Here is a 26,588-nt window from a genome sequence, read left to right as displayed (position 1 = left end):
GGACGGAATGCTGGCCCCTCCCTTATTCGGGAGGGGCGGATCACCCCCGCGTCGGCGGGACGGACGGCCTCGATGTGTTTCTCTCGCTGCTCTTCGACGGATCACCCCCGCGTCGGCGGGACGGACTCCTGGCTCGCTCGCGTACGCACATGCAGGAACGGATCACCCCCGCGTCGGCGGGACGGACAGGCGTTCCTGGTTCGCCGCGCCCGTGATGACCGGATCACCCCCGCGTCGGCGGGACGGACGGACGATGGCCTCGTCTACGGGTTCGACGAGGCGGATCACCCCCGCGTCGGCGGGACGGACGCCGTGACCGCCCTCGACCCCGACGAGCAGGCCGGATCACCCCCGCGTCGGCGGGACGGACCGCCTGATCCCGCTCATGGCCTGGCCGTGGCGCGGATCACCCCCGCGTCGGCGGGACGGACCGTTTCAGCGAGACAATCCGCTCGTGGTCGGCCGGATCACCCCCGCGTCGGCGGGACGGACTCTTCGTGACCTGCACTCTAGCGGGGGCTTTGCCGTTGCTTTAGATGAAGGGATGGGGCGGCTGCTGGGTTCATGGATGCACGGTACAGCGCTGGGCCGGGCGTGTTTGTCGGTGCTGGATGCTTGGCTGGGGGGCCGGGCTGTTGGGCCGGCTGCACGGGGAGGGTGCTGATGATGCGGTGGTTGGGCGAAGAGCCAGATGAGTCGGTGTGGGCGAAGTCGCGGGGGCTGGATCAGGCGTTGCCGTTGTATCCGCTGGTGCGTCATTTGCTGGATACCGCGGCGATGGCGTTGTGCCTGTGGGACCGCTACCTGTCGGAAAGTCAGCGGCGGAGGACATCGACTCCGCCCGCACCAACCACCTGGCGGCGGAGCACCCCCGCGTCAGCGGGGCAGACGCGGGCCACCAGGCCGGCCGCACTGCTGGGCCGAGCCCGCCCCCGCATCGGCGGGGAGGACCCCGAAGCTGGCCGCGCACGTGACGGCGAACACCTTCCACGCGGACACCGGGCAGCCGGACCTGCGCCCGGACTCACCCGCGTACTTCGCAGTTGCGCCTGACGGTTCCCGGATCGTCGCCGCGGCGAAAGACACTGTCGCCACCCAGGCGGTCAGCGCCGTCCGCGTCCTGCCGCGAGCGACTCAGAGGTGAGGTGCCGTACGGCGCTTGGCGCGCCCGCCTGCTGCGGATATCGCTCTCCGGCGTCCCGGTTGCCCTTCGCGCCTCTATTCATCGGCGTCGAGGTCAAGGTAGTTGGGGTTGTCGCCGGTCTCGGCGTGGAGGCGGGTGTTGAGGTCGGCTGTCCAGGCATTGGCCCAGGCCCGCAGGGTATCGAGCTCATCCGGGGTGAGGCCGTAGTCGTAGAATGCCTGGTCGTCCCACCATTCGGCGCCAGCGAGGTGGTCGCGCAGCTCGTGAAGATCGAATTCGGTGCGGGCGTGGCGGCGGCCGAGGGTTTCGAGGTCTGCGGTCGTGCGGTGGCGGGAGGCGGCGTGAACGTCAATGAGGTCACGGACCGCGCTTCGGTCGGCCAGCGCCCGGACCTTGGTGCCGATCACGTCGTCGAGAGAGAGGACCAAGCCGTACTCGGTCGCGGCGGGCGGCGCCCAGAACGCTTCTTTGAGGACGTCGACCTCGCATTCCTGACCAGAGTCGGGGTCGCTAACGATGAGCCGTCCGGACAGCGGGTCGGTCTCGATTTCCCGCACGGTCCAGCCGCGGCCGGTGAGGCCGGCGCTGACCGTGCGGATGATCTCGCCCATGGGGGCGGGATTCTCGGTGGCGACGTCGAGGTCTTGACTGAGGCGCTCGACCAGCCCGTGGGCTTGCACTGCATAGCCGCCGGTGATGACCAGGGGGTAGGGGGTGCCGATGGTGAGCACGTCGGCCAGCAGGCGACGGTGCAGAGCAGTCAGGTTCATACGGCGGTCGCGATCCGGACAGACCTCAGCTCGGGGAAGGCGTCCTCCCACACGTCACGCACCAGGCGGCTGATCAAGGTCCGCAGCACCGGCCACTGGGCGACGAGCAGGTCCCGGTTGAGGAAGTCCACCACGTCCTGCCGCTGCCCCTCGGCGAGGACGGTCCGGTACAGACCCATCCGCGGACGCAAGGCGCTCACGTCGAAGGAGCGCCTGCCCGACCAAACCACATGCAGCGGCAGGTCGACCGTGCCATGTGCAGGACCACGCAGGTCCTCCAGCCGGGCAGGCAGCCGCCGGGTGTACCGGGCGCGCAGGACCTCGCCGGCGTTGGGCACCTGCAAACGGGAGGACGTAACAGCCATACTTCGATTATCGCCTGCCGGACCGAGCCGACCACCACGAACACCAAACTGGTCCGGTGCTCACTCCCCGATCAACTACCGGAGCACCCCCGCGTCGCGGGACGGACACGGTCCGGCGCTGTGTGAGCTGAAGCTGGAACGGATCACCTCCGCGTCGGCGGGACGGACCGGGCCAGGGCGGCGGCCTGCTCCTCGGGTGGCGGATCACCCCCGCGTCGGCGGGACGGACGACCATAGGCGCCTGTGTGCGGCCCTGACGGCCGGATCACCCCCGCGTCGGCGGGACGGACCCGGACGGTTTCGGCGTGGGCTTCGGTGTGGGCGGATCACCCCCGCGTCGGCGGGACGGACGGGTCCCTCGGTTTCTCCACGTGACGAAATGGAGGATCACCCCCGCGTCGGCGGGACGGACGAAGCGGACCAGGTGCTCGGTGCCGTCGCTGACGGATCACCCCCGCGTCGGCGGGACGGACCGGTCTCCGGCGAGCGCCTGTGCCCAGATCTGCGGATCACCCCCGCGTCGGCGGGACGGACGACCCGTTAAGACGGTCGTCCAACGGCGTGAGCGGATCACCCCCGCGTCGGCGGGACGGACCTAGACGGCAGGCCGTTCCACCTCTCGCCGGTCGGATCACCCCCGCGTCGGCGGGACGGACGTGCGCCTCTGGGAACAGAGCGGCATAGCAAGCGGATCACCCCCGCGTCGGCGGGACGGACTGGGGAAGCGCCAACGTTGTCCATGCAGCTGCCGGATCACCCCCGCGTCGGCGGGACGGACACCCGCGGGAGCCGCCCGATGAGCGCCAACGGCGGATCACCCCCGCGTCGGCGGGACGGACTCGCCCATGGCCGGGTTGGCGGCCGCCCAGATCGGATCACCCCCGCGTCGGCGGGACGGACCCGTACGGGCTCGGGTAGCCGCGCCGCGGCGGCGGATCACCCCCGCGTCGGCGGGACGGACACCGGCAGCTTCTACGGCGCGCTCGGAGCGACCGGATCACCCCCGCGTCGGCGGGACGGACCCCGTAGCAGTCGAGGGCGAGGCGGGCCCAGGCGGATCACCCCCGCGTCGGCGGGACGGACTCACCGGGCACATCCTTTGTTTCCTGAGCCATCGGATCACCCCCGCGTCGGCGGGACGGACTGGCCGCAGGATCGGCAGGCTCCACCTTTCGACGGATCACCCCCGCGTCGGCGGGACGGACCTGCGCCGGATCGCTGAGGCGGGTCCGGACCGCGGATCACCCCCGCGTCGGCGGGACGGACCCTTGGACTGTTCCGGCATCACCAAGACCGATCGGATCACCCCCGCGTCGGCGGGACGGACCCGAACAGTCTCGACATCGCCGAGGCCCACAACGGATCACCCCCGCGTCGGCGGGACGGACATCATGATGGTTGAGACATTGCTCTCCAGTGACGGATCACCCCCGCGTCGGCGGGACGGACTCTTCGTGACCTGCACTCTAGCGGGGGCTTTGCCGTTGCTTTAGATGAAGGGATGGGGCGTCTGCTGGGTTCATGGATGCACGGTACAGCGCTGTGCTGGGCGTGTTGTCGGTGCTGGGTGCTTGGCTGGGGGTCCGGGTTGTTGGGCCGGCTGCACGGGGAGGGTGCTGATGATGCGGTGGTTGGGCGAGGAGCCGGATGAGTCGGTGTGGGCGAAGTCGCGGGGGCTGGATCAGGCGTTGCCGTTGTATCCGCTGGTGCGTCATTTGCTGGATACCGCGGCGATGGCGTTGTGCCTGTGGGACCGCTACCTGTCGGAGAGTCAGCGGCGGGTGATCGCTGCGGGTATGGGGTTGGAGGGTGAAGAGGAACGGGCGCGTGCGCTGGTGGGGTTGTGTGGTGGGTTGCATGATCTGGGGAAGCTGTCGGGCTTTCAGTTCTGCGACGCGCGTGGCAGGGATGGGCTCAGTGGTCGGTTGACCGGTGATGTGGGGAAGATCGGTGTGGAGCGGCTGCCGCATGATGTTGCGGGGATGGAGGCGCTTCCTGCGGTGTTGGCTGCGCTCGGTCTGGGTGGTGAGGACGAGCGTGATGTGGTGGGGCGCCTTGCTGAGGTTGTCGGTGGTCATCATGGGCGGTTTTCGTCGCTGGAGTGGGGCCGGTTGGGTGGGTCGGCTCATTCGGAGTTGCTCGGGGGTGTTTCGTGGGCTCGGCAGAGGGTGGTGCATGCGGCTGCGGTGTGTGGTGCGCTAGGTGATCCGCGGTTGCCTGGTGAGTTCAAGGCGTCTGCGGGCGTGCTGGTGACGGGGCTGGTCATTTTGGCGGACTGGCTGGTGAGTCAGGAGCATTACCTGCGGGGGCGTCAGCGGTCTCTGGGTGTCTCGCTTGAGCAGCATTTCGCGGTTTCCTGCCGGGATGCGGAGGGTCTGCTGGAGGAGGCTGGGCTGGCCTGTGTCGATCTTGAGCGCCGGGGGTTCGCTGAGGCGTATGGGATCGGCGGGTCGCCGAATGCGCTGCAGCAGTCGGTGATGGAGGATTTCTCGTCGGTCGTCGGTAGGGGCGCTGGGGCGGGGATCATGCTGGTGACGGCTGCGCCGGGGGATGGGAAGACCGAGAGCGCTCTGGAAGCGGAGCGGGTGCTGTCTGGGCGGTGCAGGACGCGGGGGTTCGCGTTTCTGTTGCCCACGATGGCTACCAGCGATCAGATGCATGAGCGGGTGGCTGGGGTTGTGGCCCGGCAGGGCGGGCGGGGTGCGGGGCTGACTCTGACGCACAGCATGGCCTGGCTCAGCAGCGCGTATGCCGACGCGGAGTTGGCTGTGGGCTCTCCGGTTCTGGTGGGGGATGGTGAGGGGCAGGCGGGTGGGGCGTCGCGGTATCAGGCTGAGATGCGGCCGAGGCGGTGGCTGCGTGGTGCCAAGCGGCCGTTGCTGGCGCAGTATGTGGTGGGGACGATTGATCAGGCGCTGATGGCGGTGTTGCCGGCGCGGCACAATGCGCTGCGGCTTCTGGCGTTGTCTGGGAAGACGTTCATTGTGGATGAGGCTCATGCTTATGACCCTTATATGCAGGTTTTGTTGGGGCGGTTGCTGAACTGGCTGGGGGCGTACGGGGTTCCGGTGATCTTGTTGTCGGCGACGCTGCCGGTGTCGGTGAGTGACCGTCTGATCAAGGAGTATCTGCGCGGTGCCGGTCAGGCTCTCTCTGAGCTGAAGAGGCGGTCGTTCCGGGCGCCGTACCCGGGCTGGCTGTACGTGGACGCGGTCAGCGGTAAGTGTCATGAGATCTCTGAGGGGTCGCGCAGGGCGCAGTCAGCCCAGCGGCGTATGGACCTCGACGTGCGGGTGGAGCCGGTCGGATCGGAGCCCGGCCGGGAACGGCTGGCTGTGATCGAGGGGTTGCTGGAGCCGGTGGTCGAGGACCGGGGCTGTGTTCTGGTGGTGTGCAATACGGTTCCTGAGGCCCAGTCCACCTACCGTCATCTGAAGAAGCGGTTCTTCCCCCGCGGCGTGGAGGATGGGGAGCTGGCGCTGTTGCATGCCCGTTTTCCGGGCGATGTGCGTGAGGCCCGCACGCTGGAGGTGACGCGGGGGATGGGGCGCGGTGGGCCGCGTCCGCGCCGGCGCATTATCGTGGCGACTCAAGTGGTCGAGCAGTCCCTCGATTTGGACGCGGACTTGGTGATCAGTGATCTGGCGCCGCTGGCTTTGTTGCTGCAGCGGGCCGGGCGGTGCTGGCGGCACGAGGATCACTGGGCCAGGCGGGGCCGGCCTGTCGGTGAGCGACCTGCCTGGGCTGTTCGCCACGGGCCGCGCCTGATGGTGCTCGATCCGCTGGCCGGGACGGGCTCGGTGCCGCCTCAATGGGGCACGGTGTATGCGGAGTTCTTGCTGGCGGAAACCTCCGCCCTGCTGGCTGAGCGTGCAGGTGAGCCTGTGGTGATCCCGGACCAGGTGCAGGAACTGGTGGAGGCCGTGCATGGCGATCGCCGGGACTGGTTCGACTGGGATAGACCACCTGCTCGATCGGCGGCGTGGGCAGCGCACGTGGGGGACGCTCTGGCTCAGCGCGGTGTCGCCGACATGGTGGCCATCCCCCGGGCCAGGAGCGTGACCAGCCTTGGCTCTCTGCACCATATGGAGGGCAGCGAGGACGAATGGGAGCTATCCACCCGCCTCGGCGCGGATTCTGTCCGTGTCCTGTGCATCTACCAGCAGGCCGATACAGGCCTCACGTTCGACGCGGAGGGACGGTTGCCGCTGCCGGGCCCTGGACCGGACGGGCGCATGGGCATCCAGGATGTGCGCGCGGTCATGAAACGCACCATCCCCATCAGGGCTGACTGGATTGACCGCAGCAATGAGACCCACCAGGTCCCTCCCGACTGGGCTGACCACCCGCTGCTCGCTGACCTCGCCGTGCTGCGGCAGCCGGTACACGACGGGCAGCCGCAGCCCGTGGTGGTGGGCGGGAAGCAGATCTGGCTGGACGACGAGCTGGGCCTGGTCCGCCGGTGACGCAAAGTGCTGTCCTGATCGATGCCCCTGCGTCGGCAGGGAAGCGGTACCCGCAGGCATAGCCCCGGCGCCGACTCACGAGACACCCTCACAGAGGTGAGGAGGACGGGGGCGGCGTCCACCGGCGACTTGCTGGATGCCGCCCCTGAGCAGCGGGTCAACGTTTGAAGCGGCGATGTGCCTCCGCAGCGCCGACAAGAATCACACCGCACGCGGAGCCCACTACGGGTGCAGGCTGCACGATCACGATCACGATGACGACTACGACCAAGGCGATGAGCACGAACAGATGCCAGGCGGCATCGGAAGGGCACGCCACTAAATCGGAGCGGCCTGAGCGGTCAGTCATAAGACGGTCCTGTCCCATGAGAGATGGCAACCGGGCCTTTGCGAGACCCAACTGCCCTGTGGGTATGCATGGTTGCTGCTACGGCTCTGTGATCACAAGGCGGTATGCGCCTACTCACTTGGAGAGGTGAATCATCGCGATCCGCGCCCGATTGTCAGTGGCGGCTGTTTCACTGTCCTGCACTAGCCCGCCTTGGCGGGAGCTGATGGCCTGTGGGCGGAGAGGGGAGCCGCGGGGTGGGTGTCGGGGCGGGTTTTGATCTGCGGGAGGAGCCGTGGATTCCGGTGCGGGTGGGGGGTGCTTCCTCACGTGTCGGGCTGCGGGAACTGTTCCATCGTGCCGGTGAGGTCGAGGATGTGGAGTTACCGGTGGCGCCTGCTGCCTCGGGGCTGCTGCGGATCCTGGCCGCGATCACGGCACGCATCGCCGGGCACGATGGTGCCCGGATGGACGACGAGGATCTGGCCGAGGACGGCGACGCCTGGTTAGCCCTGAGGAATAAAGTCCTGGCCGGCGGCAGCTTCGACCGCAAGGCGGTGGACTCCTACTTCGACGACGAGGCCCTCGTTGGGCGGTTCGACCTGTTCGACAAGGAGCGGCCGTTTCTGCAGGATCCGCGCCTGCTGCGGGAGTGTGTGGACGGACAGGGCCGGCCCAATCCGTCGGGGGTGAACAAGCTCGTCCTGGGCCGGCCCACCGGCGTCAACGGGGCTGTGCTGTTCGGTCATTTCACTGATACGGATCCGGTGCCGATCGATGCGGCGGAGGCGGCCTGGCATCTGATCGCGCAGTTGTACTACGGGCCGTCCGGGCAGTGCACGCCGCGCAGAATCACGCAGGTGAGGGCGGGCAGCGGGGACGCCGGCCCGCTGCGTAAGACGGTTTCCTTCCATCCGTGGGGGAGGACCTTGTTCACCTCCCTGGTGCTGGCTGTGCCGGTGCCCGGCGGGGGAGATCTGGAGGGGGAGGACCGGTGTCCGTGGGAGGAGGAGCTCCCCGACCCGTTGGGGCCGCCTCCGGTGATGACCTGGCCCGGACGGTTGCTGACGGGGCGAGCGCGCCATGCGGTGCTGCTGGTTCCCTCCGTTGACTGCCGACAGGTCACGGACGCGTACCTCACCTGGGCCACTCACCATCCGCCTCGTGCCGCGCGTGATCCGTTCGTCATCCTGGATATGCCGCGGGCCGGCGGCGAGCCGTTCGCTCGTCCTGCAGACGGGCAGCGTGCCTTGTGGCGTGACATGGATGCTCTGCTGCTGAAGTCTCGTACACCCACGGGGAAGCGGCCTCTGGCCTTGGAGAATCTTCCCCACGCTCTGCTGCCGTCCCTGCGTGTGCGTGCCTACGGGTTTGACCAGGACGGCCAGCAGCGGGACCGCAGCTGGTTTGAGGCCACCACCCCGGCCGTCCTTCAGTGGCAGCAGGAAGTCAACGAGGCGATGGCGTTGCATGTGGGCCGCTGCCGTCAAGCTGCTGAGGACGTCGCCCAGCGCCTGGAGTACGCGGCCCGGCTTGCCTGGAAACTCAGCAATGATCCGCCGGCCGACCTCTCAGCGAAGGTGAAGCTGGACCCGAAGAAGTACGGGCCCTGGGCACGTTCGGCCGCTGCGGCCTATTGGCCGGCCGCCGAGCGTCTCTTCTGGGACCTGGCCGCCCCCGAGCACGTGGACAGCCCGCCCCTGCGCCACTTCGTGGATGCCGGCCTGGACGCGCTTGACCGTGCGCTCGGCGGCGCCCGCGCCGACCTGCGCACCGCCCGCGCCCGCAGCAAGGCCCGCGCCACCCTGCGCGCCCTGCTGCGCAACTCCTGAACCAGTCCACCGCGCAATGGCAAGGACACGTGATGACCACACCCATGCCCCAATCCCCGGCCACTGCCCCCAAGGAGGGTGAGAAGCCGCGTGAGAGCGACACGTTCGTCGCCTCCATCCTGCGGCTGTGCACGAGCAACAACCAGGCCAGGGCCGAGCTGCGCCGGGGGCTGGGCCGCCCCGTCGAGCAGTGCACCTACCTCCACCGCTATCTCGTCCCGCGGATCAGGGAGGGGCTGCACCCCGAGGCCCTCCGGGCCCACTACGCGATCGCCGCACTGATCGCGGCCCGCCCCCGCGACGTCCGCGACCCCGGTCTCGCCGCGCCGGACGAGGACACCGGCACCGGCACCGGACAGGGGGGCGGTCCCGGGCTGTGGTGGAAGCGTCCCAATCTGGGGGCTTCGCTGGCCGAGGCCGTCAGTCAGGGCCTGTTCAAGCCGGACTCGGCCGAGGGCGACCTGCACCTGATGGCCCGCCAGAGCAGCCATTCCATCCACCCGCGGCTGCCGTCGTTGACCCAGCGAATCCTCAAGGGCGGCGTCCCGCTCGACTGGGCGGTGCTGCTGGAGGACCTCGCCTGGTGGAACCGCAGCCACGACAAGATCGCCACGCGGTGGCTGGAGAGCTACTTCCGCGTACGTACCCACGAAGAGCGCAGCGCGCAGCAGAAGGAGTCCAACTGATGTCCCTGTTCCTGGATTTGCATGCCCTGCAGTCGGTCCCGGCCGCGAACCTGAACCGCGATGACCTCGGCTCACCCAAGACCGTCCGCTACGGGAACGCTCCTCGCATCCGGGTCTCCAGCCAGTCCTGGAAGCGGGTCATCCGCCACGGTGTCGAGGAGGAGCTGGGGGAGATCGCGGCGCGGACCCGACGGGTGCCGGCCAAGGTCAAGGAAGCACTTGAGGAGGCCGGGTGGCCGGCCGAGCTGGCTGCGTTCGCCGGCAGCCAGGTCGCGGTGAGCGCCGGGAAGAAGGGGCTGGGTATCGAGGCGGCGGGGCACACGTCGGTCTTGCTGTTCCTTCCCGAGAGCGCGATCGCGGAACTGGCCGCGCTGTGCGCCGAGCACCGCGGCGCCCTGGAGCAGGCGGCAGGCAAGACGAAGCCGGGTCAGATTCTTCCGCCTGCCCAGGTGGAGGAGGTCCTCAAGCGGCGCACCGCCTCCATCAGCCTGCTGGGGCGGATGCTCGCCGAGCTGCCGGGTGCCAACGTCGACGGCGCTGCCCAGGTCGCCCACGCTTTCACCACGCACGCCAGTGAACCGCAGCGGGACTACTTCACCGCGGTCGACGACTGGAGCGGTGCGGCCGACACCGGCAGTGGTCATCTGGACACGGCAGAGTTCAGCGCCGGTGTCTTCTACCGCTTCGCCACCGTCAACATCGCGGACCTGGTCACCAATCTGGACGGCGACACCAAGGCCGCGCACACGGTGCTGGCGTCGTTCGCCGACCAATTCCTGATGTCACTGCCGCAGGCAAAGAAGAACAGCACCGCCCCGCACACCATCCCCGACCTCGCCTACGTTGCGGTGCGCACCCAGCGGCCCCTGTCGCTGGCGGGAGCCTTCGAGGCACCGGTTGCCGCCGACGGCGCGGGCGGCTTCGCGGGCCCCTCCCGCAACGCGCTGGCCGAATACGCCGCTGCCCTGAACCGGCTGACAGGCGAGCGGAACCGGCCCTTCCACGGCCATGCCTCCATCACCCCCCAACCCCTGGAGGGCCTTGGAACCCGTCACGACTCGTTCCCCGGCTTGATCGACGCGGCTCTGCAGGCCGCACCGCTGGAACAGGAGCGGGAGCAGTGAGCGGCCTGGTACTGCGGCTGGCCGGACCGCTGCAGTCCTGGGGCGAACGCTCCGCGTTCGCCCCAGACCGCGACAGCGCTTCCTTCCCCACCCGCTCCGCTCTGATCGGGATGTTCGCCGCCGCCGAAGGGAGAGCCCGCGGCAGCAGCCTGCAGCCGTATGAGGAGCTGGAGTTCACGGTGCGGGTGGACCGCCCCGGAGTGCGGCTGGTCGACTACCACACGGCCGGCGGCGGCTACCCCGACCCCCTCACCCCGGCCACCAGCGGCGGAAAACACAAGGGCGCTGCCGTCATCACCCGCCGCCACTACCTGGCCGACGCAGTGTTCGTCGTCGCCGTCACCGGCCCCGAAGCGGCCACCACCCGCATCAGCGACGCGCTCGCGGCTCCGTATTGGGCTCCGTTCCTCGGACGACGCTCCTGCGTCCCGGACGAACCGCTGCTTCTGCGGACCGGGGTCAGCGACCCGGTGGCCGAACTCCTCGACCAGGTCCCGCTCAGCGCCCCCGAACCAGGCCGCCGCCCATCAGGACCTGCGGATCCCGCAAACGTCGCGGTGGAGTTCGTGTGGGAAAGGCCCCCGAAGCCCCTGCCCGCAGACGCCGTGGAGATGGCCCTCCACGACAACCCGGTCAGCTTCGCCCCCCACAACCGTGTCCACGCCAAGCGCATCGTCCACCGCACCGTGGAACAGCTGCCTGCCCGTCTTTTCGACCTCCACACTCCGCTGCATCAGCAGCTCGTCACCTATGCCACCCAGGAAGAGTCCGTCGCGTGACAACCGCAGCCACTCTCGCCCGTGTCCGACTCAACCCCCACAGCCGCGATGTCCAGCGCGACCTGCGTGACGCCACCCAGATGCACAAAACCCTCATGCGTCTGCTCCCGGACGGCCTCGGCGCCAGCCCCCGTCAGGCCGGCGGGCTCCTCTTCCGCGTCGACCAGACCGATCACGCAACCACCGTCCTGGTCCAGGCCACCCACACCATCGATCCCAGCCGCCTGCCCACGGACTACGGATACACCGAACTCAAAGACCTCACCCCGATGTTCGCCGCCCTGCGTCCCGGCCTCGGCGTCCGCTACCGGATCACCGTCAACCCCAGCAAGACCGAACGCCTGCCCCTGGAACAGAAAGGCCGCCGCGGGAAAATCATCGCCCTAACCGGCGCCGAAGCCGACCAGTGGTGGCACCACCGCGCAACCACCGCCGGCCTGCACCTCAACACCCTCACCCCCACCACCGTCGAACCCGTACGGCCCCGAGGCAAAAACGCATCCCCCATGCGGCAACCACTCACCCGCTACGACGGCACCGCCACCATCACCGACCCAGACACACTCACCCACGCCCTGCTCACAGGCATCGGCCGGGCCAAACCCTACGGAGCAGGCCTGCTCACCCTCGCGCCAGCCTCCACCCGCGGGTGAGCGCCCCGCGCAGAGGCGGCGACCCCCGGGCCCGGCTCGCCGCCCCCACCCTCGCCATGCTGCCCCGCGTCGCGGACTCCCTGTCCTTCCTCTACCTCGACATGGTCCGCATCGTCCAGGACGACACCGGCGTCTGCGCGCAGATCCAGACCGAAGACCACCGCACCGACACCGTCTACATCCCCACCGCCGCCCTGTCCTGCCTCCTGCTCGGCCCCGGCGTATCCATCACCACCCGCGCCCTGGCCACCCTGGCCCGCCACGGCACCAGTGTCGTCTGCACAGGAGCCGGCGGCGTCCGCACCTACGCCGGCATCCTGGCAGACTCCCTCACCACCCACTGGCTCGAACAACACGTCACCGCCTGGGCCGACCCCGACCAGCGCCTCGCCACCGCCATCCGCATGTACCGCATGCGCTTCGACGACGAGGTGCCCAGCGGCACCACCCTGGAGCAACTACGCGGGATGGAAGGCCAGCGCATGAAGGCGCTCTACCGCATCCTCGCCCAACAGCACGGCATCGGACGCTTCCGTCGCAACTACCACCCCACCCAGTGGGACCAGCAAGACCCCGTCAACCTCGCCCTGTCCTCAGCCAACACCTGCCTGTACGGCATCGTCCACGCAGCCCTCCTCGCACTCGGCTGCTCACCCGCCCTCGGCTTCGTGCACACCGGCACTCAACACGCCTTCGTCTACGACATCGCCGACCTCTACAAGGCCAACACCACTCTCCCCGTCGCCTTTTCCCTCCACCAATCACCGAACCCCGAACAAGATGCCCGCCGCAAGTTCCGCGAAGAACTCCGTCTCTTCCGCCTCCTGCCACGCATCATCGGTGACATCCAGCACCTCCTCACCCGGCAAACGGACGGCGCTGATCCGCCCGAGCGGCACGACGTTCCTATGGTCCACCTATGGGATCCCCGCTCCGGTGTTCTCCCCGCCGGTGTCAACTACGGCACCGGGGAAAGCTGATATGCCGTCCATGGTCGTCCTCGCCACCACAGCGGTCCCCGACCACCTCAGAGGCGCCCTCAGCCGATGGACCACCGAAGTCGTCCCTGGAATCTTCGTCGGCAGTGTCTCCGCACGCGTCCGCGACGAACTCTGGGAAGCCACCAGCGCTGTCGTCGGCAACGGCGCAGCCATCCTCATCCACCCAGCCCCCACCGAACAGGGGTACGCCATCCACACAGCAGGGGCCCGGCGACGCGTCCCAACAGACTTTGACGGCCTCACCCTGATGAAAATGACAGCACTCCCAACCCGACACCTAGCAAAGGAATAGCAAAGGCTCCCTAACTGTGCAGGTCAGAAAGAGTTCTCCCCGCCGGTGCGGGGGTGTTCCGCTCCGCGTCCTTCGTTCGGGCGAGCAGTACCCGTTCTCCCCGCCGGTGCGGGGGTGTTCCGGACGAAGACCTCGATTCGCTTGCCGCAGAGGGGTTCTCCCCGCCGGTGCGGGGGTGTTCCGCCGTGGGACGGCGTGGCGGCGGGGGGTTGGGAGTTCTCCCCGCCGGTGCGGGGGTGTTCCGCCGCTTCCGAACGTGCTCAAGGTGGAGCGCGAGTTCTCCCCGCCGGTGCGGGGGTGTTCCGCCGCTTCCGAACGTGCTCAAGGTGGAGCGCGAGTTCTCCCCGCCGGTGCGGGGGTGTTCCGGCGAATTCTGATCTTCCCCGGCCAAGCCACGAGTTCTCCCCGCCGGTGCGGGGGTGTTCCGATCCTCACCCAGCTTCGCGAGCCGTTCGACGAGTTCTCCCCGCCGGTGCGGGGGTGTTCCGCCATCCAGAACCAGCGGGCCGGGGTCAGGAACGTTCTCCCCGCCGGTGCGGGGGTGTTCCGAAACCGGCGGCCGGCCCGCATAGCCGCCTAGGGTTCTCCCCGCCGGTGCGGGGGTGTTCCGGCCAAGATGGGCCCCTCCGGCACGGTGCTGATGTTCTCCCCGCCGGTGCGGGGGTGTTCCTTTGGAGTGCGCGTACCGGCCGCCCACCCGGGAGTTCTCCCCGCCGGTGCGGGGGTGTTCCTCGACCATGACCGGGGAGAGGTTGAACGGCCGAGTTCTCCCCGCCGGTGCGGGGGTGTTCCGAACTGGCTCGACTCGCTCGCCGGCCGCCGCCCGTTCTCCCCGCCGGTGCGGGGGTGTTCCGGTCGGGTACCTCGACCGCGCGGGCGAACTCGAGTTCTCCCCGCCGGTGCGGGGGTGTTCCGGATGTCCTGCGTCTGCAAGCGAAGGCGCCTGGGTTCTCCCCGCCGGTGCGGGGGTGTTCCGGTCCACGACATCGTGCAGAAGCCCGTCCAGTTGTTCTCCCCGCTGGTGCGGGGGTGTTCCGCCCAGCGGGATCGCGCCGGGCATCGAGGTCGCGTTCTCCCCGCCGGTGCGGGAGGAGGCCTCGTTGGCGGGCGACATCGAGCGCGCCCTGCGGGTGTTCCTGGACTCGGCTCTGTTCGGCGAGCTGGACGCCGATCCGATCGGCGCGGCGTCCGTGCTCGCCTTCGGCCCGCTGCGGGCGGTGGAGGAGGCGCTGGTGGAGTTCCGCCGCAGTGCGCTGGGGCGGCTGGCCCGGACGGAGGAAGCCGGCGTTGAGGTCCGGCGGGCCTACAGGACCGAGCAGGGGCGGCGCTGGTTGAGGCATAACCCGACCGGTGCGGACGCCGTCGCCGCGGCGACGAAGGCCGCCGACACCGCCCGCGAGCGCGCTGCCGAGTGCCTGCTCGCGACGCGCCTGCGCCAGCTGCGCGAGCAGGCTGCCGCCCGGACCAGACAGGCCGCCTCCGCGCCGCGGACGGACCGGCTGCCCGAGCTCGCCGCCCGCCCGCTGACCGACGACACTGCGGAAGAAGTGATCGTGTGAGCACCGAGATGAGCGGTGTCGACCTCGCCCGCCAGGCCCTGCTCGCCGCCCAAGAGACGGCGAAGAAGAACGGCGCCTCGGCAAGAGAGCCGAAGCGGCGCACCGGCACGACGGTGCGTCGCGAGGGACGCGAGCCTCTCGGGCTTGGTGCGGCGATCACGACGATGATGACCGAGCGCGGCATGGTCGCCCCGGCCGCCGGCGGCAGCGTCCTCGCCCAGTTCGACGCCATCGTCGCCGCGGCCGCGCCCGAGCTCACCGGACACGTGAAGGCCGTCGCCTTCGCCCCGGACACCGGACGCCTGGACGTCGCTCGCGACAGCCCCGCCTACGGCACTCAACTGCGGTGGAGCGCGCCGAAGCTGCTCGCGGCAGCCCACTCGCGGGTTAACGGTGCGAGGGTCCGCACCGTTCACGTCCTGGCGTCCGCGCGCGTGAAGGCCAGCCTCATCACTTCGGCCGCGCAGCCAACGATGCCCGCTGCCACGGTGGAGCGCCGGGCACCACCCGCGGGCTACCACCGCGCAATCGACGCGCACCACCAGGCATTCTAGCCCCCGCAGCTGGCCCCGACGATCGCGGCAGCCGTGGCGCGGCAAACCAACGCGATGCGCGAGCTGAGCCGCGCCTGCGGTTCCGGAGGGATGAGCCGGACCTGATCCGCCAGGCCCGCGTATAGCGCGCCGTCAAGCCGTCGCAAACGAGCCGCCGCGGTGCGCCGGGCCCGCGCCGAGGGTGCGAAGAGGTGCGGCCCCGCGAGTGCGAGCACTCGGGACTATCCCCACACGCGCGAAGAGCAGTCGTGCCACGGGGTGGGCTACATCCCAACGGTGCGTCCTCCATCCCCGCGTGCGCGGGGAGCAGTCCCGGGACGCTCGCGGCCCGCCGTGCCGGTCGGGCCCATCCCCGCGTGCGCGGGGAGCAGCCGGTGATCCGGATGCGAGCGATATCCCACCTGGGTCCATCCCCGCGCGCGCGGGAAGCAGAAGCGGCCCACGGACATCGCCCGCGCCCCCCCTCGGTCCGCTGTGCTGTTCGGTGTAGTGCCGCAAAGTCCGGGGGAGTTGGTCTGGTCTCGGGAGGTGACCGGCCGGGTTGTGGGTTAGAGGCGCCAGTTGCGGATGGTGTCGGCGCAGGTGAAGACGTCAGCTCCGGCGCGTACGTCGTGGGCGAGTTGGATGAAGCCGCCGTAGGGCTCGGTAAGTGTTTCGCCGGAGGCCTGCATGTAGGAGATGGCGATGAGTGCGGCGAAGGTGGGGTTGCGTGCGGGCAGGGGGCGCACGCTGACGATTTCGTGGAAGAGGGCGGCCGCGCGCCAGGAGGCGTCCGGCAGGTAGCCGAGTCGGGGCGTGTTTACCTTGTGGCGTGCGACCGCTGCGACGAGGCCGGAGAAGTCACTGACCTCCAGGGCCTTGGGCAGGAACTCGGCCTGCTGCTCAAGGAGCCAGGCCACGTCGATGTACAGCTCCACTGGTTCAGGCAGCCTTCGACCCGGATCCCTGGCTGGTGTCGGGTTCCTCCTCGGGGAACGCGGCCGCGAACTCAGCCACCAGGGACGACTTCTGCAGCTCGCGAAAACGCGCTGCCGCCAGCTCCAGCCGGGGGTCACGCTCGGCGACCTCGGTCAACAGCGCGGTGACCGTTGTCTGCTCCGCCTCCGCACGCAGCTTCAGCCGCTCAGCGGTCTCGGCGCTGACCCGAATGGTGATCTTCTCCGTCTTCTCACCCATACACCCCAACGTACAGCACCTGCCGTACGCCAACGAAGGGAATCGACACATCCGCACTTGTCCGTGCCTAGTACGGTGACGGGAAAGGTTCGCCGGGTCTGATGCTGTGCTGGCAGGATCGTTCCGTGGATCTTTCTGAGGGGCTGGCTGAGTGGACGGACTGGGACGGTGCCGCCTTCGGGGTGGGCCGCTCGCTGAGTATCTTCAGCGAGTCCCAGACGTTCACACAGGTCAAAGGAGTGTTCTGGACGGATAACCCGTTGGGGAACGCTCTGCATGAGGTGCTGTTGCAACTGGCTGCCGCGGGAGTGCTGGAGCGGCGGGAGGACCCGGACGAACAGTTCCGGTGGTCCGTGCGGTGAGGTCAGGCCGCTTCAGTACGGGTCCGTCCGCCGAAGCGGACGCCTCTCTCACTACGGATGCGGGCGCGTTCGCGTCGTTGGGCGGCGAGGACGTCGGGGTGGCGTGCGTCTCGGTTGCGCCAGCGCAGGTAGGCGTGCAGGGCCCGGGTCTGAGTGGACGTTAAGTCCGTTTCCGGTAGCGGCCTCGTCCGGGTTGGGTGAGGAAACCTTGGCGGGTGAGTCGTCCGAGGCGGCTGCGGGTGATGTTGACGGATGCTTCGTCGGTGGGCATGTCGAGGAGTTCGTGCAGCTCGCGGGCTCGGAATGCCTGGTCGGGGTGCTGGTTGAAGGCGTCGACGATGGCCTGGTAGGCGGTGCTCGACTCGGGCGGATCGGGGTCGGCCCCGGTAGGTGCGAGTTCGGCAATGACCTTGGCGGTGGTGGCCAGGTCCGCGGGTCGGCCCTCGGTCTCGGTGAGGGCGGCGGTGAAGTGCGCGATCTGACGGCGTAGTTCGTCTGCCCGGGCCGTGGTCTCGTTCTCCCGGAGGTGGAGGTCCACCAAGAGGTCGGTGATGTTCACGCGGCCAGCCCGATGGTGTCGCGCCGGGCCGGTGTGGGCGTGGTGAGGCGCCGGGCCATGTTGGCGGTGGAGGCCCAGTAGACGCGCGAGGCGGAGGTGTCGGGCCGGTGGTCGTACTCACGGGTCAGACGCCGGTGGAGCATCAGCGTGCCGTTCGTCTGCTCGACCACCCACCGCTTGGGCTGCGGGACGAACCCTTTGCCCTGGTCAGCGGGGTTGCGGCGGACGACCTCGACGCCGATGTCCAGCAGTGCGCCGTGAACGATGACCGCTTCCTTGAAGCCTTGGTCGACCAAGGCTTTTCTCCAGGCGCATTCCGCACCGCTCGGCGGCCTGGTCGAGCAAGGCGATGCCGGCGGCGTTGTCGTGCGCCGAGGCAGCCATGACGACGACGCCGATGATCAGCCCCAGCACGTCGACGGCCAGTCCCCGCTTGCGCCCCGAGACCTTCTTGTTCGCGTCCAGCCCCGTCGTGGTTCTGGGGACACCCGCCGCGGCGCGCACGGACTGGGTGTCGATGATCACGAGGGACGGGTCCTCTAATCGGCGGGCCTTCTCCCTGACCTGGCGGCGCAGGAGCTCCTGAATTCGCTGGTCAAGCCCGTCCTCGCGCCACAACCTGAAGTAGTAGAACACCGCCGACCAGGCCGGCAGATCATGGGGCAGCATCTTCCACTGACAACCCGTCCGGTTCTGATAGAAGATCGCGTTCACGACCTCCCTCAGGTCACACGACCCCGGATCCCCGGTCGCCGACCGCGCCACCCGGCCCTGTTTCCAGGCCGTGATCATCGGCTCGATCAACACCCACTGACCATCCGACAAATCGCTGAGATACGGCTCTCTCATCACGCCCCGCATCTCAACATGGACATGCCCATCGAGCAGCCCGGACCGCGATCAGTACCACGATCGAGCGATCACGAACGATGAGAAGTCGGACTTAACGACCACTGAAGGTGCTGATATCTGTTGATATGGAGGGCATCTCGGGGATCGTGCATCCCGCCGAGACGAATCCGGATCACTACGACTACGAGCGAGGCCGTGCGTTGATGACGGCTGAGACGAACTCCGTGATCGCAGGTGTCCTGGCCGCCGAGCCCGCGGCTGAGGTCTGGGTCACCGACGCGCACGGGCCTTTCCGCAACTTGCTGCCGGAGGAGCTTGACCGACGGGCTCGACTCGTTCGTGGAAACCCCGCCCCCTGGGCATGCTCGGTGGGCTCGACGAACACACGGACGCGGTGATGTTCTTGGGCTACCACGCCCGTGCCGGCGCCGGTCCAGCCGTACTGGCACACACCATGAGTGACGCCATCCTGGACGTACGCGTAGGCGGACATTCCATGGGCGAGATCGGCCTCAACGCTGCTATGGCCGGAGATTTGGGTGTGCCGGTGGTGTTGCTCAGTGGCGATGACATTGCCTGCGCCGAACTGAGTGATCTGGTGCTCTCGGCTGTCACGGTCGCGGTCAAACAAGCCCTCGGTCAGACCGCCGCGGTGGCACTTCACCCAGAGGAAGCCCGAGAGCGCCTCCAGCAGGCGGCTGCAGACGGCTATCAAGCAACAGGGGCTGGTCGCTCCTCTCGCCCTCGCCGGACCGCTTGAGGTCGAGGTCGACCTGTACAGCCCATATATGGTTGACCTGACGACACTCGTGCCAGGTGTTGAACGGGCTGAGGGAGCCCGGGCGGTCACCTTCATGGTCGCCGACTTCACCGACGCCTACAGGCTTGTCCTGCTGCTCGTACAGCTTGCGAGCATTAAGCCCAGCTAGTTCGGGGTTAGTGCGTACCACGCAATTTTCACTCGGGTTTGGCTCTTGAACTCGTAATCACTCACGAGCAGACGGAAGCGCTCCGGCCCGGTTCTGAACCCGCGCGTCCAGAGGCGGTCGCACGCCCTGTACCTCCTGGGCCGCCGTACCCTCCGCTCGCCCCGGGTGCGGCATCGGACGAGCGGCGTTCAGCGGAAGCGCGCCAAGAAGGATTCGCCAGCCTCCAGGCCCAGTAGGACGAGGCCACTGCCCAGCCGGGGAACTACGCAGCCAGATCGAAGACCTCACGGCCTCGCTGGCCGAGACCGAGGACCGACTCGCGGACCTGGCCATCAACCGGAAGAGCGCCTCGGAGACCGCACCGGTTGACACTGTCGGTTGGCCCAAAGCGGGCCGGAGTCTGCCATCGCCCGGGCACGTCAGCCACACGCAGTGATGCACCTTTATCAGACACCTGGACACTTCTATCGGACATCACCTGAGAAGCGGAACGAGATCTTCAAGGCGCGGCAATCAGGCCGCCCGGAGGGATGGATTCAACATGCGGATAATTAGGGGAGAGTGGAGGTCAAGTGCCGAGACAGGGGAACGAGGGCAGGAAATCGGGCGCTTGAACCGGACATTCCACCTCTGGATCGACGAGGGGGACTCGGCTTCTGTTTCGGGAGTATTTCAAGCCAACTCCCCTGCCATCCTTGTATGTCGAATCGTTCAATTCGTAGGCTTCTGGGGTCGCCGATGATCAGTCGGCCACTTGGATAGGGAAGGGCTCAAAATGGATAACTTCGTGCTGGACGAGGCCATTGTCTCGCAGTTCTCCTCTCTGCTGCACGATGAGGGCGTCATGCGTGGCGGGATCCAGAACGTGTGCATGTACGCCGGGATCCAGAACGTCTGCCGACACGAGGAGCCGCAGGCCTAACGGCCCCGGCGGTGCCGTGACTGCGGAATCGCAAGACCGCAGTCACGGCACCATCCGCGGTCAGCCTGAACCGAGGTGTTCCCGTAAAAGTGGAGCTCTTAAATGCATCGCATGACCTCAAGCCTCCGTGCCGCAACGCTTTCTGACACGTTGATTTGGGCCAGGGCCATGGCCTCCGAGCTCGGCATCACACGCGTCACCGACACAACGTGGCTGGACTGTGTCGGCATCCCCGTATTCGCCAGTATCCGACCTGGGGCGGCAACGGGCTCCCTGTGCGTCAATGCCGGCAAGGGGGTTCGGGTAGAGGAGGCGCGTGTCGGTGCCTACATGGAGGCCATCGAGTTCGCACTGGCGGAGCCGCGGGCGGGTGGCCCGGAAGTGGAACTCACGAGCCCGCGCAATTTCATCACGCAGCGCGGAGTCGATTTCTCGTTCGTCGATCTGTGTCCGCAGCTCGGGCATCCTGTCGACCCCGATGGTGTACTGGCCTGCGTGGAAGCCGAGGACGTCTCAACGGGGGCAAGCCTGCTGATCCCCGCTGAACTCGTCTTCTTCCCCTATCGGGAGAATCCGGGGCAGCAGATTTTCGGTACCAGCACCACGGGACTCGCTTCAGGAAACACCGTGGAAGAGGCTACAGTGCACGGGATCGCAGAGCTGATCGAGCGGGACATCCAGGCCCGTAACTTCTTCCGCAATACATCCCAGTATGTTCACTTCGATGAACAAGCTCCGGATATTGACCAGCTACGCCAGCGAATCGACGGCGCCGGACTGGATTGTGCCGTTCGGTATACGCCAAACGAGTTCAGCATGCCGTATTTCGAAACGTTCATTTTGGAACGCTCCTCCGACTATCCCGTTTCCATCTCCCAGGGGGCCGGCCTGCACGTCATCAAAAGCATCGCGGCGGTGCGGTCGCTCGCCGAAGCCGCCCAGTCACGACTGTCCTACATTCACGGGGGCCGTGACGACCTGATAGACCGGCACCAGTTCTTTGCCGAAAGGGGGGCCGGTGTGGAGCGCAAGGCCGAAGCCGAGGTACGCAGGCGCGCCAGGGATCAGAGCCGAAGTATCCGCTATTCGCAGATTGGGGACTCCTCCGCGGCAACAACGACCATCCAGGACGCGCTGAAGGCACTCCTCAATTCCCTGCGCGCTCAAGGGATACGCCAGGTTCTGCGGGTCGTACTCTCTCCTGCCGACTCACCGCTGGCAGTCGTGAAGCTTATTGCGCCCAAGCTGGAATCCTTCCAGCCCGGACTCAGGCGTGTGGGCCCGCGGCTGGCCGCACTGGCCACGACGGGGGACGCTTCACTGTGACTGCAACGCCCATCACCCTGTTTCTCGGCCCCACCGCGTACGGGGTGGACAAAGCCCTCCTGCAGCACGAGGACGTGATACTCAAGCCGCCGGCCCGGCGTGGAGACGTCGAGCGGCTCCTGGACGAAGCGCTGGCCCCCGGCGTCCTCGCCATCGCTGATGGCACGTTTCATGCCTTCCCTGCGGTCGGCCATGTCGAGATCCGACACGCCTTGGAGGAAGGCTGGACAGTGTGGGGCCTGTGCTCGATGGGGGCCATCCGGGCCGCCGAGATGCACACGCTGGGAGTCCGGGGATTCGGAGCGGTGTATCAGCACTATGCGGATGACTCCGATCTGGACGACGACGAAGTCGCGCTCATGCACGCTGTCGAGGCACCCCACCGGCCGATGTCCGAACCTCTGATCCATCTTCGGGAGTTCACCGGGTATCTCGTCCAGAAGAGTCACCTGTCCCCGAAGGACAGCGATGAGATCAATGCTTCACTGAAGAGGCGATGGTACGCAGACCGGACTATCCCCCTCATGAGATCTCTGCTGGTGGATTCCTTCGGCTGTGACAAGCAAGTCATCGCGCGCGAGATCGACGAGTTTGACCGGTTCCGCTTGAAGCAGAGCGACCTTATACGATTCTTGGAAGATGCGCCGTGGAAAAATACAACGGGGCACGGCGGAGATTAACATAAGGCGCTCACACGCCGGGACTTCAGAAGCCCATCGACGCGCAGAGCGAATGGAAAGGAATGACCGATGCATCCTGCCCTGTTAATCGGCCGGGGTGGAAGCCGAGGCTTACCCCGAAAAAACACGAGCAAAGTGCTGGACAGGCCCATGATGGTCTATCCACTGCTCGCCGCACAGCACAGCAAAAAAATCGACGAAGTGTACCTCAGCACGGATGACGCGGAGATCGCAGCAATCGGCCGCTCGTTCGGAGCCACGATCATAGATCGGCCGGCTGCGTTGGCCACCAGTGATGCACTGGTCGAAGACGTGGTGGTACATGGGCACCAGGAGATCATCAAGCGCCGTGGGTGTGTGGAGATCTTCGCCCTTCTGCTCTGCAACTCGGCGACGATAACCCCGGGAATCATCGACAGGGGTATCGGCATGCTGGAGGACGATCCGACGCTTGACAGCGCCTTGACTGTTTCCCGCTACAACGAATATTCGCCCGTACGCGCACGGCGTATTGATGGGAGCGGCCTGATCCAGCCGTTCGTGGACGTGAATGCCATTCCGGGAGCTTCGTGCGACCGCGATTCACAGGGCGACGTCTACTTTTGCGACGGGTCGGCCTGGATCCTCAGGGAGCGGTGCACAAATCTTGCTGTCGGCCAGCTGCCATTCCGCTGGACGGGAAACAAAATGGCTCCGCTCTTTCAAACCGGGGGCCTGGACATTGACAACCCGGACGGGGTCGCCCGAACCGAGTGGTGGTTGCGCGAGCACGGGTTCACCGAAACGTCCACGCCGTACGACCTGATGCAGGCGATCGGCGGGACCGGGCAGGGAACTGCCGATAGTCCTTCCATGAGGGGTGAGTGACAGTCATGGAGCACGCCAAGATCCTTGACCGTATCCTTCAGTTCCTGGCAGGCATGCCGGGCTGGCGCGGGGAGGTAGAGGCGGACACCCCTATCCTGGAAAACGGGCAACTTGACTCGCTGGGCATCGTTAGCCTCATGGGCTACATCGAGGAATCACTCGGGGTGGAGATACCCGAGAGCGAGTTCCAGTTCGAGCGATTCGCAACGCCCCGTTCCATCGCTGATCTCGTGCGTGACAGCGCCGATGGATCGGTGGCTGTGTGAGCCAGATAGAGGTGGCCTTCCCTGAGAGGATTCCGGCACGGCTGGGTCCCGAGCTCACTCGCCGGGTCCTCTATCTCGATGAGGACATCGACGACTTCGCGCTGATCGAAGACGGCGACGAGATCACTGGTCTGCGGCTTGTCGGCCCGATCACAAGGACTGCCCGACCGGAGAGTCTGATCGAGACCCTCATGCAGGAGGCGCAGGGGCTGCGGTCGGTAGAGCCCAAACGCGTCTGGAGCTCGCGACGTCCCAGCGGACCGGGCTCCGGGATCCGGGCCGACGACGTGATCCGGGAGCTGATCGACGCCGGCGATGCTCGCGTTCACGGACCAGGCACCATCAGCCTGCGGGGCGCCCACGCCGACCTCCTCACCGTCCTCGACGACATGTTTGCCGCCCTGTCGATGGACGTCGCGGGGGCGGAGCACCACCGCTTTCCGACCCTTCTGGGAACGTCCGTGCTGGAGCGGGGAGGCTACCTGGAGTCGTTTCCCAACCTTCTGCTGACGGTAAATCGCCTGCGCAACACTTCGGCTGACTTTGAGCGATTCCGCGACCACCGTCGCAGCGGCGGCTCGCTGAACGAGCTTGAGTCGGCGACTATCCCGGTGGAGTACTGCCTGCCGCCGACCATGTGCTACTACATCTATGACTCGCACGTCGGCACCCGCTCCGACGAACTGCGGGTCCTCACCGCCGTGGGCAGCTCCTTTCGGTTTGAGCACCGCTACGAGTCGCCCCTGCGCCGGCTGTGGGACTTCACCATCCGCGAGACGGTCTGGATCGGTGAACGCGACGACGTCCGTAGGGGGTTGGAGCGCTACCGGGGGTTGGTGACCGCGCTGTGCGACGAACTGGGCCTGGCCGGGTTGTGCGAGTCTGCCCACGACCCGTTCTTCCTTGCTGACAACGGTGCAGCCAAGGCCGCAGCCCAGCAGATGATCGGCTCGAAGACTGAGCTCCGGCTGTTCCTGGACGATGACGAGACCGTCGCCGCCGCCTCGTTCAACCAGCACGGACAGCATCTGGCCGCCCAGTACGACATTGGGCTGAGCGACGGGGCGCCAGCCTCCACCGCCTGCGTGGGCATCGGGTTGGAGCGCTTCACGCTGGCCTTCCTCGCCCAGCACGGCACCGACCCGAGGCGTTGGCCGAGCATCGTCGCCCGCGCCGTGGCAGCGCAGGCCGATCGGCCGGGCCGAGTGGCGGTGCGGGAGTGGGTGTCCTCGACATGACCATTACCGCACCGCCCGTGGCGTTGCGCACCGAACTACGAGGCGCAGTGGAGAGAATCGCCTCGACGGCACACACGGCTCCGCAACCGCTGCCGGCCGCACTCCTGCGGCAGATGTGGCAGACCGCCGCGCAAAGTGGCTGCCTCACCGCAGCCGCAGACAGCCAGCCGCAAGAGCGCCACCGCTCGCTTGCGATAGCCGAAGAGCTCGGTCGGCAATGGCTTCTCGACCTGCCCTTGTGGATGCAAAGCGATGTCGTGCCCTCGGCGCTGCGCCGCCACGGAACGGCGGACCAGAAGGGACTGCTGCCCGGCTGCGCAAGCGGTTCCACCCTCTTGGCTGTGGCCCTCAGCGAGGCAGAGAGCGCTTCATCACTCACCAATCTGACCACCACCGCCCGTTCCGTCGACGACGGATATGTACTCGACGGAGAGAAGCGTTACGTCACCAATGCGGTGATCGCCGACATCCTGCTGGTATCAGCGGCCGTGGCCACCACCGGTCGCACAAGTGTCGGCCTGTTCCTCGTCTCTGCCGACTCTGCCGGAATCACGGTGGAGCCAACCTCGATGGGGCGTGGGCTTGAACTTCTGGGAAGTGGCACCGTCAACCTGTCCGGGGTGCGGGTGCCTGAGACAGCCCTCCTGGGCGGGCGCCCCTTGGCCTCCTTCCAACTGGGGCCAGTGCTCTCGGTGGAGCGGCTGTTCCTCTCCCTCATGAGTTGTGCCGCCGCCTGGGCGGTGGTGGAGGGCGTGCAGCATGTCGGAAGCGCCCCGCGTCGCGCGGGAAGCCTTCTTAGCCACTCGGCCGTCCAAGTGCAGATGGCCGAGCTGGCAGAACGCCTCACCTGCGTAACCTCACTGGTCCAGAGCCTCTGCTCGACCTATGTGCAGCACGGGACGGTGCCAGCGGATCTCGCTGCGATCGCCAAGCACGAGACGGTCAAGGTGCTGATGGCTGCCCTGGGTGTCGAGCGCTCCCTCAGCGGGGCGGCGGCTCTGACAGCGGCCCAGGACAGCAGCCGACTCGACCTGGAGAACCGGTGCAGGTCGGCTTCAGCACAGGCCTTGGCTGGCGGAGCACCGCATGCCCTGCATGCGATCACGCTCGCCGGACTCGCGGGAAAGGGCGGGCATGTTCAGATCGTTTGACAGCGCGTGGCTGGACGAGCACTTCGGTCCGGTCCGATCGGTCGCGCTCGTCGGCAATGGCCCGTCAGCGGGACGCTCGCGCCTCGGGCCGGCCATCGACGAGTGTGATCTCGTCGTCCGCATGAACTCCTACGCTCTCGGAGGATTTGAGGAGCATGTAGGGCGGCGTACGGACTTATTCGTCACACACCTCCTGCACACCTACCCAGCCGAGCAACTGCGGGCCGACGGAGTCCGCGGCGTGCTGGCGTCACGGCCGGCGGGTACCAGATTCGCTCACAACGCTGCTCTGGGCATCATGCTGCGCCAGCGCCCCCAGCTGAAAGACCTGCCCACCGCGTGGATCGCAGACCGTGACTTCGCGGATCTCTACACGCTGCTGGGGATACCTTTCGACGATGCATCAGGACGAAACCCCTCGTCAGGCCTGGTGGCACTCCGCGTGATCACTCGGATTCCCACCGTCCAGCGACTGGTTCTTGCGGGATTCGACTGTTTTGCAGCAAGTCCGCAGATCCACTACTTCGTGGACCCGGTCTATGACGCGCCCGAGCGGCGTGCCGTCGTCGCCCACAGCCACAATACGCACGCGGAGAGAGCAGCAATCAGAACGCTGCTGGACTCCTTCAGCGGGGCCGTACTCATGCCTGACGAACTTACGGAGGCGCTGGCCGTGAAGAGCCCCGGCGAGATCTCCTAGCAGCTGC

The 26,588-nt window shown here is 67.5% G+C and carries 26 protein-coding genes, 3 pseudogenes and 3 CRISPR repeat arrays; of the genes and pseudogenes, 21 read left to right on the top strand and 8 right to left on the bottom strand.

The window, feature by feature from the left end; translation table 11 throughout:
- Nucleotides 1–36: 36 nt before the first annotated feature.
- Nucleotides 37–492: direct repeats of the CRISPR family, unit length 29 nt; unit sequence CGGATCACCCCCGCGTCGGCGGGACGGAC.
- A gap of 72 nt (nucleotides 493–564) precedes the next feature.
- Nucleotides 565–1,053, top strand: a complete 489-nt coding sequence (locus IE267_RS40535) for an HD domain-containing protein (RefSeq protein ID WP_373304627.1) — start codon at nucleotides 565–567, stop codon at nucleotides 1,051–1,053.
- Nucleotides 1,054–1,218: 165 nt separating this feature from the next.
- On the opposite strand, the gene IE267_RS34660 is transcribed toward IE267_RS40535, so the two are convergent.
- On the bottom strand, nucleotides 1,219–1,914 hold the full coding sequence (locus IE267_RS34660) for a nucleotidyl transferase AbiEii/AbiGii toxin family protein (protein WP_189765907.1): 696 nt from the start codon (nucleotides 1,912–1,914) through the stop codon (nucleotides 1,219–1,221).
- Nucleotides 1,911–2,279, bottom strand: a complete 369-nt coding sequence (locus IE267_RS34655) for a hypothetical protein (RefSeq protein ID WP_189765905.1) — start codon at nucleotides 2,277–2,279, stop codon at nucleotides 1,911–1,913. Before IE267_RS34655 ends, IE267_RS34660 begins: the two co-directional genes overlap by 4 nt.
- 139 nt (nucleotides 2,280–2,418) lie before the next feature.
- Nucleotides 2,419–3,728: a CRISPR direct-repeat array (repeat unit 29 nt; unit sequence CGGATCACCCCCGCGTCGGCGGGACGGAC).
- A 170-nt stretch (nucleotides 3,729–3,898) separates the two neighbouring features.
- Here IE267_RS34655 and cas3 point away from each other — a divergent pair.
- Nucleotides 3,899–6,745 carry a CRISPR-associated helicase Cas3' gene (cas3, locus tag IE267_RS34650; protein ID WP_229861592.1) on the top strand — a complete coding sequence of 949 codons (2,847 nt, stop codon included), beginning with the start codon at nucleotides 3,899–3,901 and terminating at the stop codon, nucleotides 6,743–6,745.
- A gap of 157 nt (nucleotides 6,746–6,902) precedes the next feature.
- On the opposite strand, the gene IE267_RS34645 is transcribed toward cas3, so the two are convergent.
- Nucleotides 6,903–7,094 (bottom strand): hypothetical protein, encoded by a 192-nt coding sequence (locus tag IE267_RS34645; protein WP_189765903.1) that lies wholly within the window; start codon nucleotides 7,092–7,094, stop codon nucleotides 6,903–6,905.
- Between the two features lie 236 nt (nucleotides 7,095–7,330).
- Here IE267_RS34645 and casA point away from each other — a divergent pair, with 236 nt between their 5' ends.
- The 9 genes from casA to IE267_RS34600 all read left to right on the top strand — a co-directional run bounded on the left by casA (nucleotide 7,331) and on the right by IE267_RS34600 (nucleotide 15,553).
- Nucleotides 7,331–8,905, top strand: a complete 1,575-nt coding sequence (gene casA / locus IE267_RS34640) for a type I-E CRISPR-associated protein Cse1/CasA (protein WP_189765901.1) — start codon at nucleotides 7,331–7,333, stop codon at nucleotides 8,903–8,905.
- Between the two features lie 32 nt (nucleotides 8,906–8,937).
- Nucleotides 8,938–9,591, top strand: coding sequence for a type I-E CRISPR-associated protein Cse2/CasB (casB, locus tag IE267_RS34635; protein ID WP_229861591.1), 654 nt, complete (start codon nucleotides 8,938–8,940; stop codon nucleotides 9,589–9,591).
- Complete coding sequence (gene cas7e / locus IE267_RS34630) at nucleotides 9,591–10,715, top strand: type I-E CRISPR-associated protein Cas7/Cse4/CasC (RefSeq protein WP_189765900.1); 1,125 nt, start codon at nucleotides 9,591–9,593, stop codon at nucleotides 10,713–10,715. The genes casB and cas7e overlap by 1 nt, the downstream gene beginning before the upstream one ends.
- On the top strand, nucleotides 10,712–11,494 hold the full coding sequence (gene cas5e, locus IE267_RS34625) for a type I-E CRISPR-associated protein Cas5/CasD (protein ID WP_189765899.1): 783 nt from the start codon (nucleotides 10,712–10,714) through the stop codon (nucleotides 11,492–11,494). The genes cas7e and cas5e overlap by 4 nt, the downstream gene beginning before the upstream one ends.
- Nucleotides 11,491–12,147 carry a type I-E CRISPR-associated protein Cas6/Cse3/CasE gene (locus IE267_RS34620; protein WP_189765898.1) on the top strand — a complete coding sequence of 219 codons (657 nt, stop codon included), beginning with the start codon at nucleotides 11,491–11,493 and terminating at the stop codon, nucleotides 12,145–12,147. The genes cas5e and IE267_RS34620 overlap by 4 nt, the downstream gene beginning before the upstream one ends.
- Before the next feature lie 56 nt (nucleotides 12,148–12,203).
- Nucleotides 12,204–13,127 (top strand): type I-E CRISPR-associated endonuclease Cas1e, encoded by a 924-nt coding sequence (gene cas1e / locus IE267_RS34615; protein ID WP_189765936.1) that lies wholly within the window; start codon nucleotides 12,204–12,206, stop codon nucleotides 13,125–13,127.
- A 1-nt stretch (nucleotide 13,128) separates the two neighbouring features.
- Nucleotides 13,129–13,440 (top strand): type I-E CRISPR-associated endoribonuclease Cas2e, encoded by a 312-nt coding sequence (cas2e, locus tag IE267_RS34610; protein WP_189765897.1) that lies wholly within the window; start codon nucleotides 13,129–13,131, stop codon nucleotides 13,438–13,440.
- Nucleotides 13,441–13,472: 32 nt separating this feature from the next.
- Nucleotides 13,473–14,477: a CRISPR direct-repeat array (repeat unit 29 nt; unit sequence GTTCTCCCCGCCGGTGCGGGGGTGTTCCG).
- Nucleotides 14,478–14,540: 63 nt separating this feature from the next.
- Nucleotides 14,541–14,999 carry a hypothetical protein gene (locus IE267_RS34605; protein WP_229861590.1) on the top strand — a complete coding sequence of 153 codons (459 nt, stop codon included), beginning with the start codon at nucleotides 14,541–14,543 and terminating at the stop codon, nucleotides 14,997–14,999.
- A complete protein-coding gene (locus tag IE267_RS34600; RefSeq protein ID WP_229861589.1) occupies nucleotides 14,996–15,553 on the top strand; it encodes a DciA family protein in 558 nt (185 codons plus the stop codon). The genes IE267_RS34605 and IE267_RS34600 overlap by 4 nt, the downstream gene beginning before the upstream one ends.
- Nucleotides 15,554–16,101: 548 nt before the next feature.
- On the opposite strand, the gene IE267_RS34595 is transcribed toward IE267_RS34600, so the two are convergent.
- Together IE267_RS34595 and IE267_RS34590 are read right to left on the bottom strand one after the other, a co-directional pair.
- Complete coding sequence (locus tag IE267_RS34595) at nucleotides 16,102–16,470, bottom strand: toxin Doc (protein ID WP_189765896.1); 369 nt, start codon at nucleotides 16,468–16,470, stop codon at nucleotides 16,102–16,104.
- Nucleotides 16,471–16,474: 4 nt separating this feature from the next.
- On the bottom strand, nucleotides 16,475–16,729 hold the full coding sequence (locus tag IE267_RS34590; protein ID WP_189765895.1) for a hypothetical protein: 255 nt from the start codon (nucleotides 16,727–16,729) through the stop codon (nucleotides 16,475–16,477).
- Between the two features lie 125 nt (nucleotides 16,730–16,854).
- Between IE267_RS34590 and IE267_RS34585 the strand changes: the two genes are divergently transcribed.
- Entirely contained in the window at nucleotides 16,855–17,091 is a 237-nt protein-coding gene (locus tag IE267_RS34585) for a hypothetical protein (protein WP_189765894.1), read from the top strand.
- Nucleotides 17,092–17,093: 2 nt separating this feature from the next.
- Here the strand turns inward: IE267_RS34585 and IE267_RS39950 are convergent.
- The 3 genes and pseudogenes from IE267_RS39950 to IE267_RS34575 all read right to left on the bottom strand — a co-directional run.
- Nucleotides 17,094–17,246 (bottom strand): annotated as a pseudogene (locus IE267_RS39950) (IS630 family transposase); the annotation flags it as partial.
- A gap of 5 nt (nucleotides 17,247–17,251) precedes the next feature.
- Nucleotides 17,252–17,650 carry a hypothetical protein gene (locus tag IE267_RS34580; RefSeq protein WP_189765893.1) on the bottom strand — a complete coding sequence of 133 codons (399 nt, stop codon included), beginning with the start codon at nucleotides 17,648–17,650 and terminating at the stop codon, nucleotides 17,252–17,254.
- A pseudogene (locus IE267_RS34575) lies at nucleotides 17,647–18,511 on the bottom strand (IS5 family transposase). The gene IE267_RS34580 and the pseudogene IE267_RS34575 overlap by 4 nt, the downstream one beginning before the upstream one ends.
- A 116-nt stretch (nucleotides 18,512–18,627) precedes the next feature.
- On the opposite strand from IE267_RS34575, the pseudogene IE267_RS34570 reads away from it, so the two are divergent.
- The 9 genes and pseudogenes from IE267_RS34570 to IE267_RS34530 all read left to right on the top strand — a co-directional run bounded on the left by IE267_RS34570 (nucleotide 18,628) and on the right by IE267_RS34530 (nucleotide 26,581).
- Nucleotides 18,628–19,431 (top strand): annotated as a pseudogene (locus tag IE267_RS34570) (M55 family metallopeptidase).
- Nucleotides 19,432–20,206: 775 nt separating this feature from the next.
- Nucleotides 20,207–20,353, top strand: coding sequence for a hypothetical protein (locus IE267_RS34565; RefSeq protein ID WP_189765892.1), 147 nt, complete (start codon nucleotides 20,207–20,209; stop codon nucleotides 20,351–20,353).
- A 111-nt stretch (nucleotides 20,354–20,464) separates the two neighbouring features.
- Complete coding sequence (locus IE267_RS34560) at nucleotides 20,465–21,679, top strand: YcaO-like family protein (protein ID WP_189765891.1); 1,215 nt, start codon at nucleotides 20,465–20,467, stop codon at nucleotides 21,677–21,679.
- The gene (locus IE267_RS34555) at nucleotides 21,676–22,359 is read left to right on the top strand and encodes a TfuA-like protein (RefSeq protein ID WP_189765890.1); all 684 of its coding nucleotides are present in this window, start codon (nucleotides 21,676–21,678) and stop codon (nucleotides 22,357–22,359) included. The genes IE267_RS34560 and IE267_RS34555 overlap by 4 nt, the downstream gene beginning before the upstream one ends.
- 69 nt (nucleotides 22,360–22,428) lie before the next feature.
- The gene (locus IE267_RS34550; protein ID WP_189765889.1) at nucleotides 22,429–23,226 is read left to right on the top strand and encodes an acylneuraminate cytidylyltransferase family protein; all 798 of its coding nucleotides are present in this window, start codon (nucleotides 22,429–22,431) and stop codon (nucleotides 23,224–23,226) included.
- 5 nt (nucleotides 23,227–23,231) lie between these two features.
- Nucleotides 23,232–23,492, top strand: a complete 261-nt coding sequence (locus IE267_RS34545) for an acyl carrier protein (protein WP_189765888.1) — start codon at nucleotides 23,232–23,234, stop codon at nucleotides 23,490–23,492.
- Complete coding sequence (locus IE267_RS34540; RefSeq protein WP_189765887.1) at nucleotides 23,489–24,730, top strand: class-II aminoacyl-tRNA synthetase family protein; 1,242 nt, start codon at nucleotides 23,489–23,491, stop codon at nucleotides 24,728–24,730. The genes IE267_RS34545 and IE267_RS34540 overlap by 4 nt, the downstream gene beginning before the upstream one ends.
- On the top strand, nucleotides 24,727–25,881 hold the full coding sequence (locus tag IE267_RS34535) for an acyl-CoA dehydrogenase family protein (protein WP_189765886.1): 1,155 nt from the start codon (nucleotides 24,727–24,729) through the stop codon (nucleotides 25,879–25,881). The genes IE267_RS34540 and IE267_RS34535 overlap by 4 nt, the downstream gene beginning before the upstream one ends.
- The gene (locus IE267_RS34530; RefSeq protein ID WP_189765885.1) at nucleotides 25,865–26,581 is read left to right on the top strand and encodes a glycosyltransferase family 29 protein; all 717 of its coding nucleotides are present in this window, start codon (nucleotides 25,865–25,867) and stop codon (nucleotides 26,579–26,581) included. Before IE267_RS34535 ends, IE267_RS34530 begins: the two co-directional genes overlap by 17 nt.
- Nucleotides 26,582–26,588 lie beyond the last annotated feature (7 nt).

Source organism: Streptomyces xanthochromogenes (assembly GCF_014650455.1).
Lineage (GTDB): Bacteria > Actinomycetota > Actinomycetes > Streptomycetales > Streptomycetaceae > Streptomyces > Streptomyces xanthochromogenes.
This window is presented reverse-complemented; position numbering and strand designations above follow the sequence as displayed.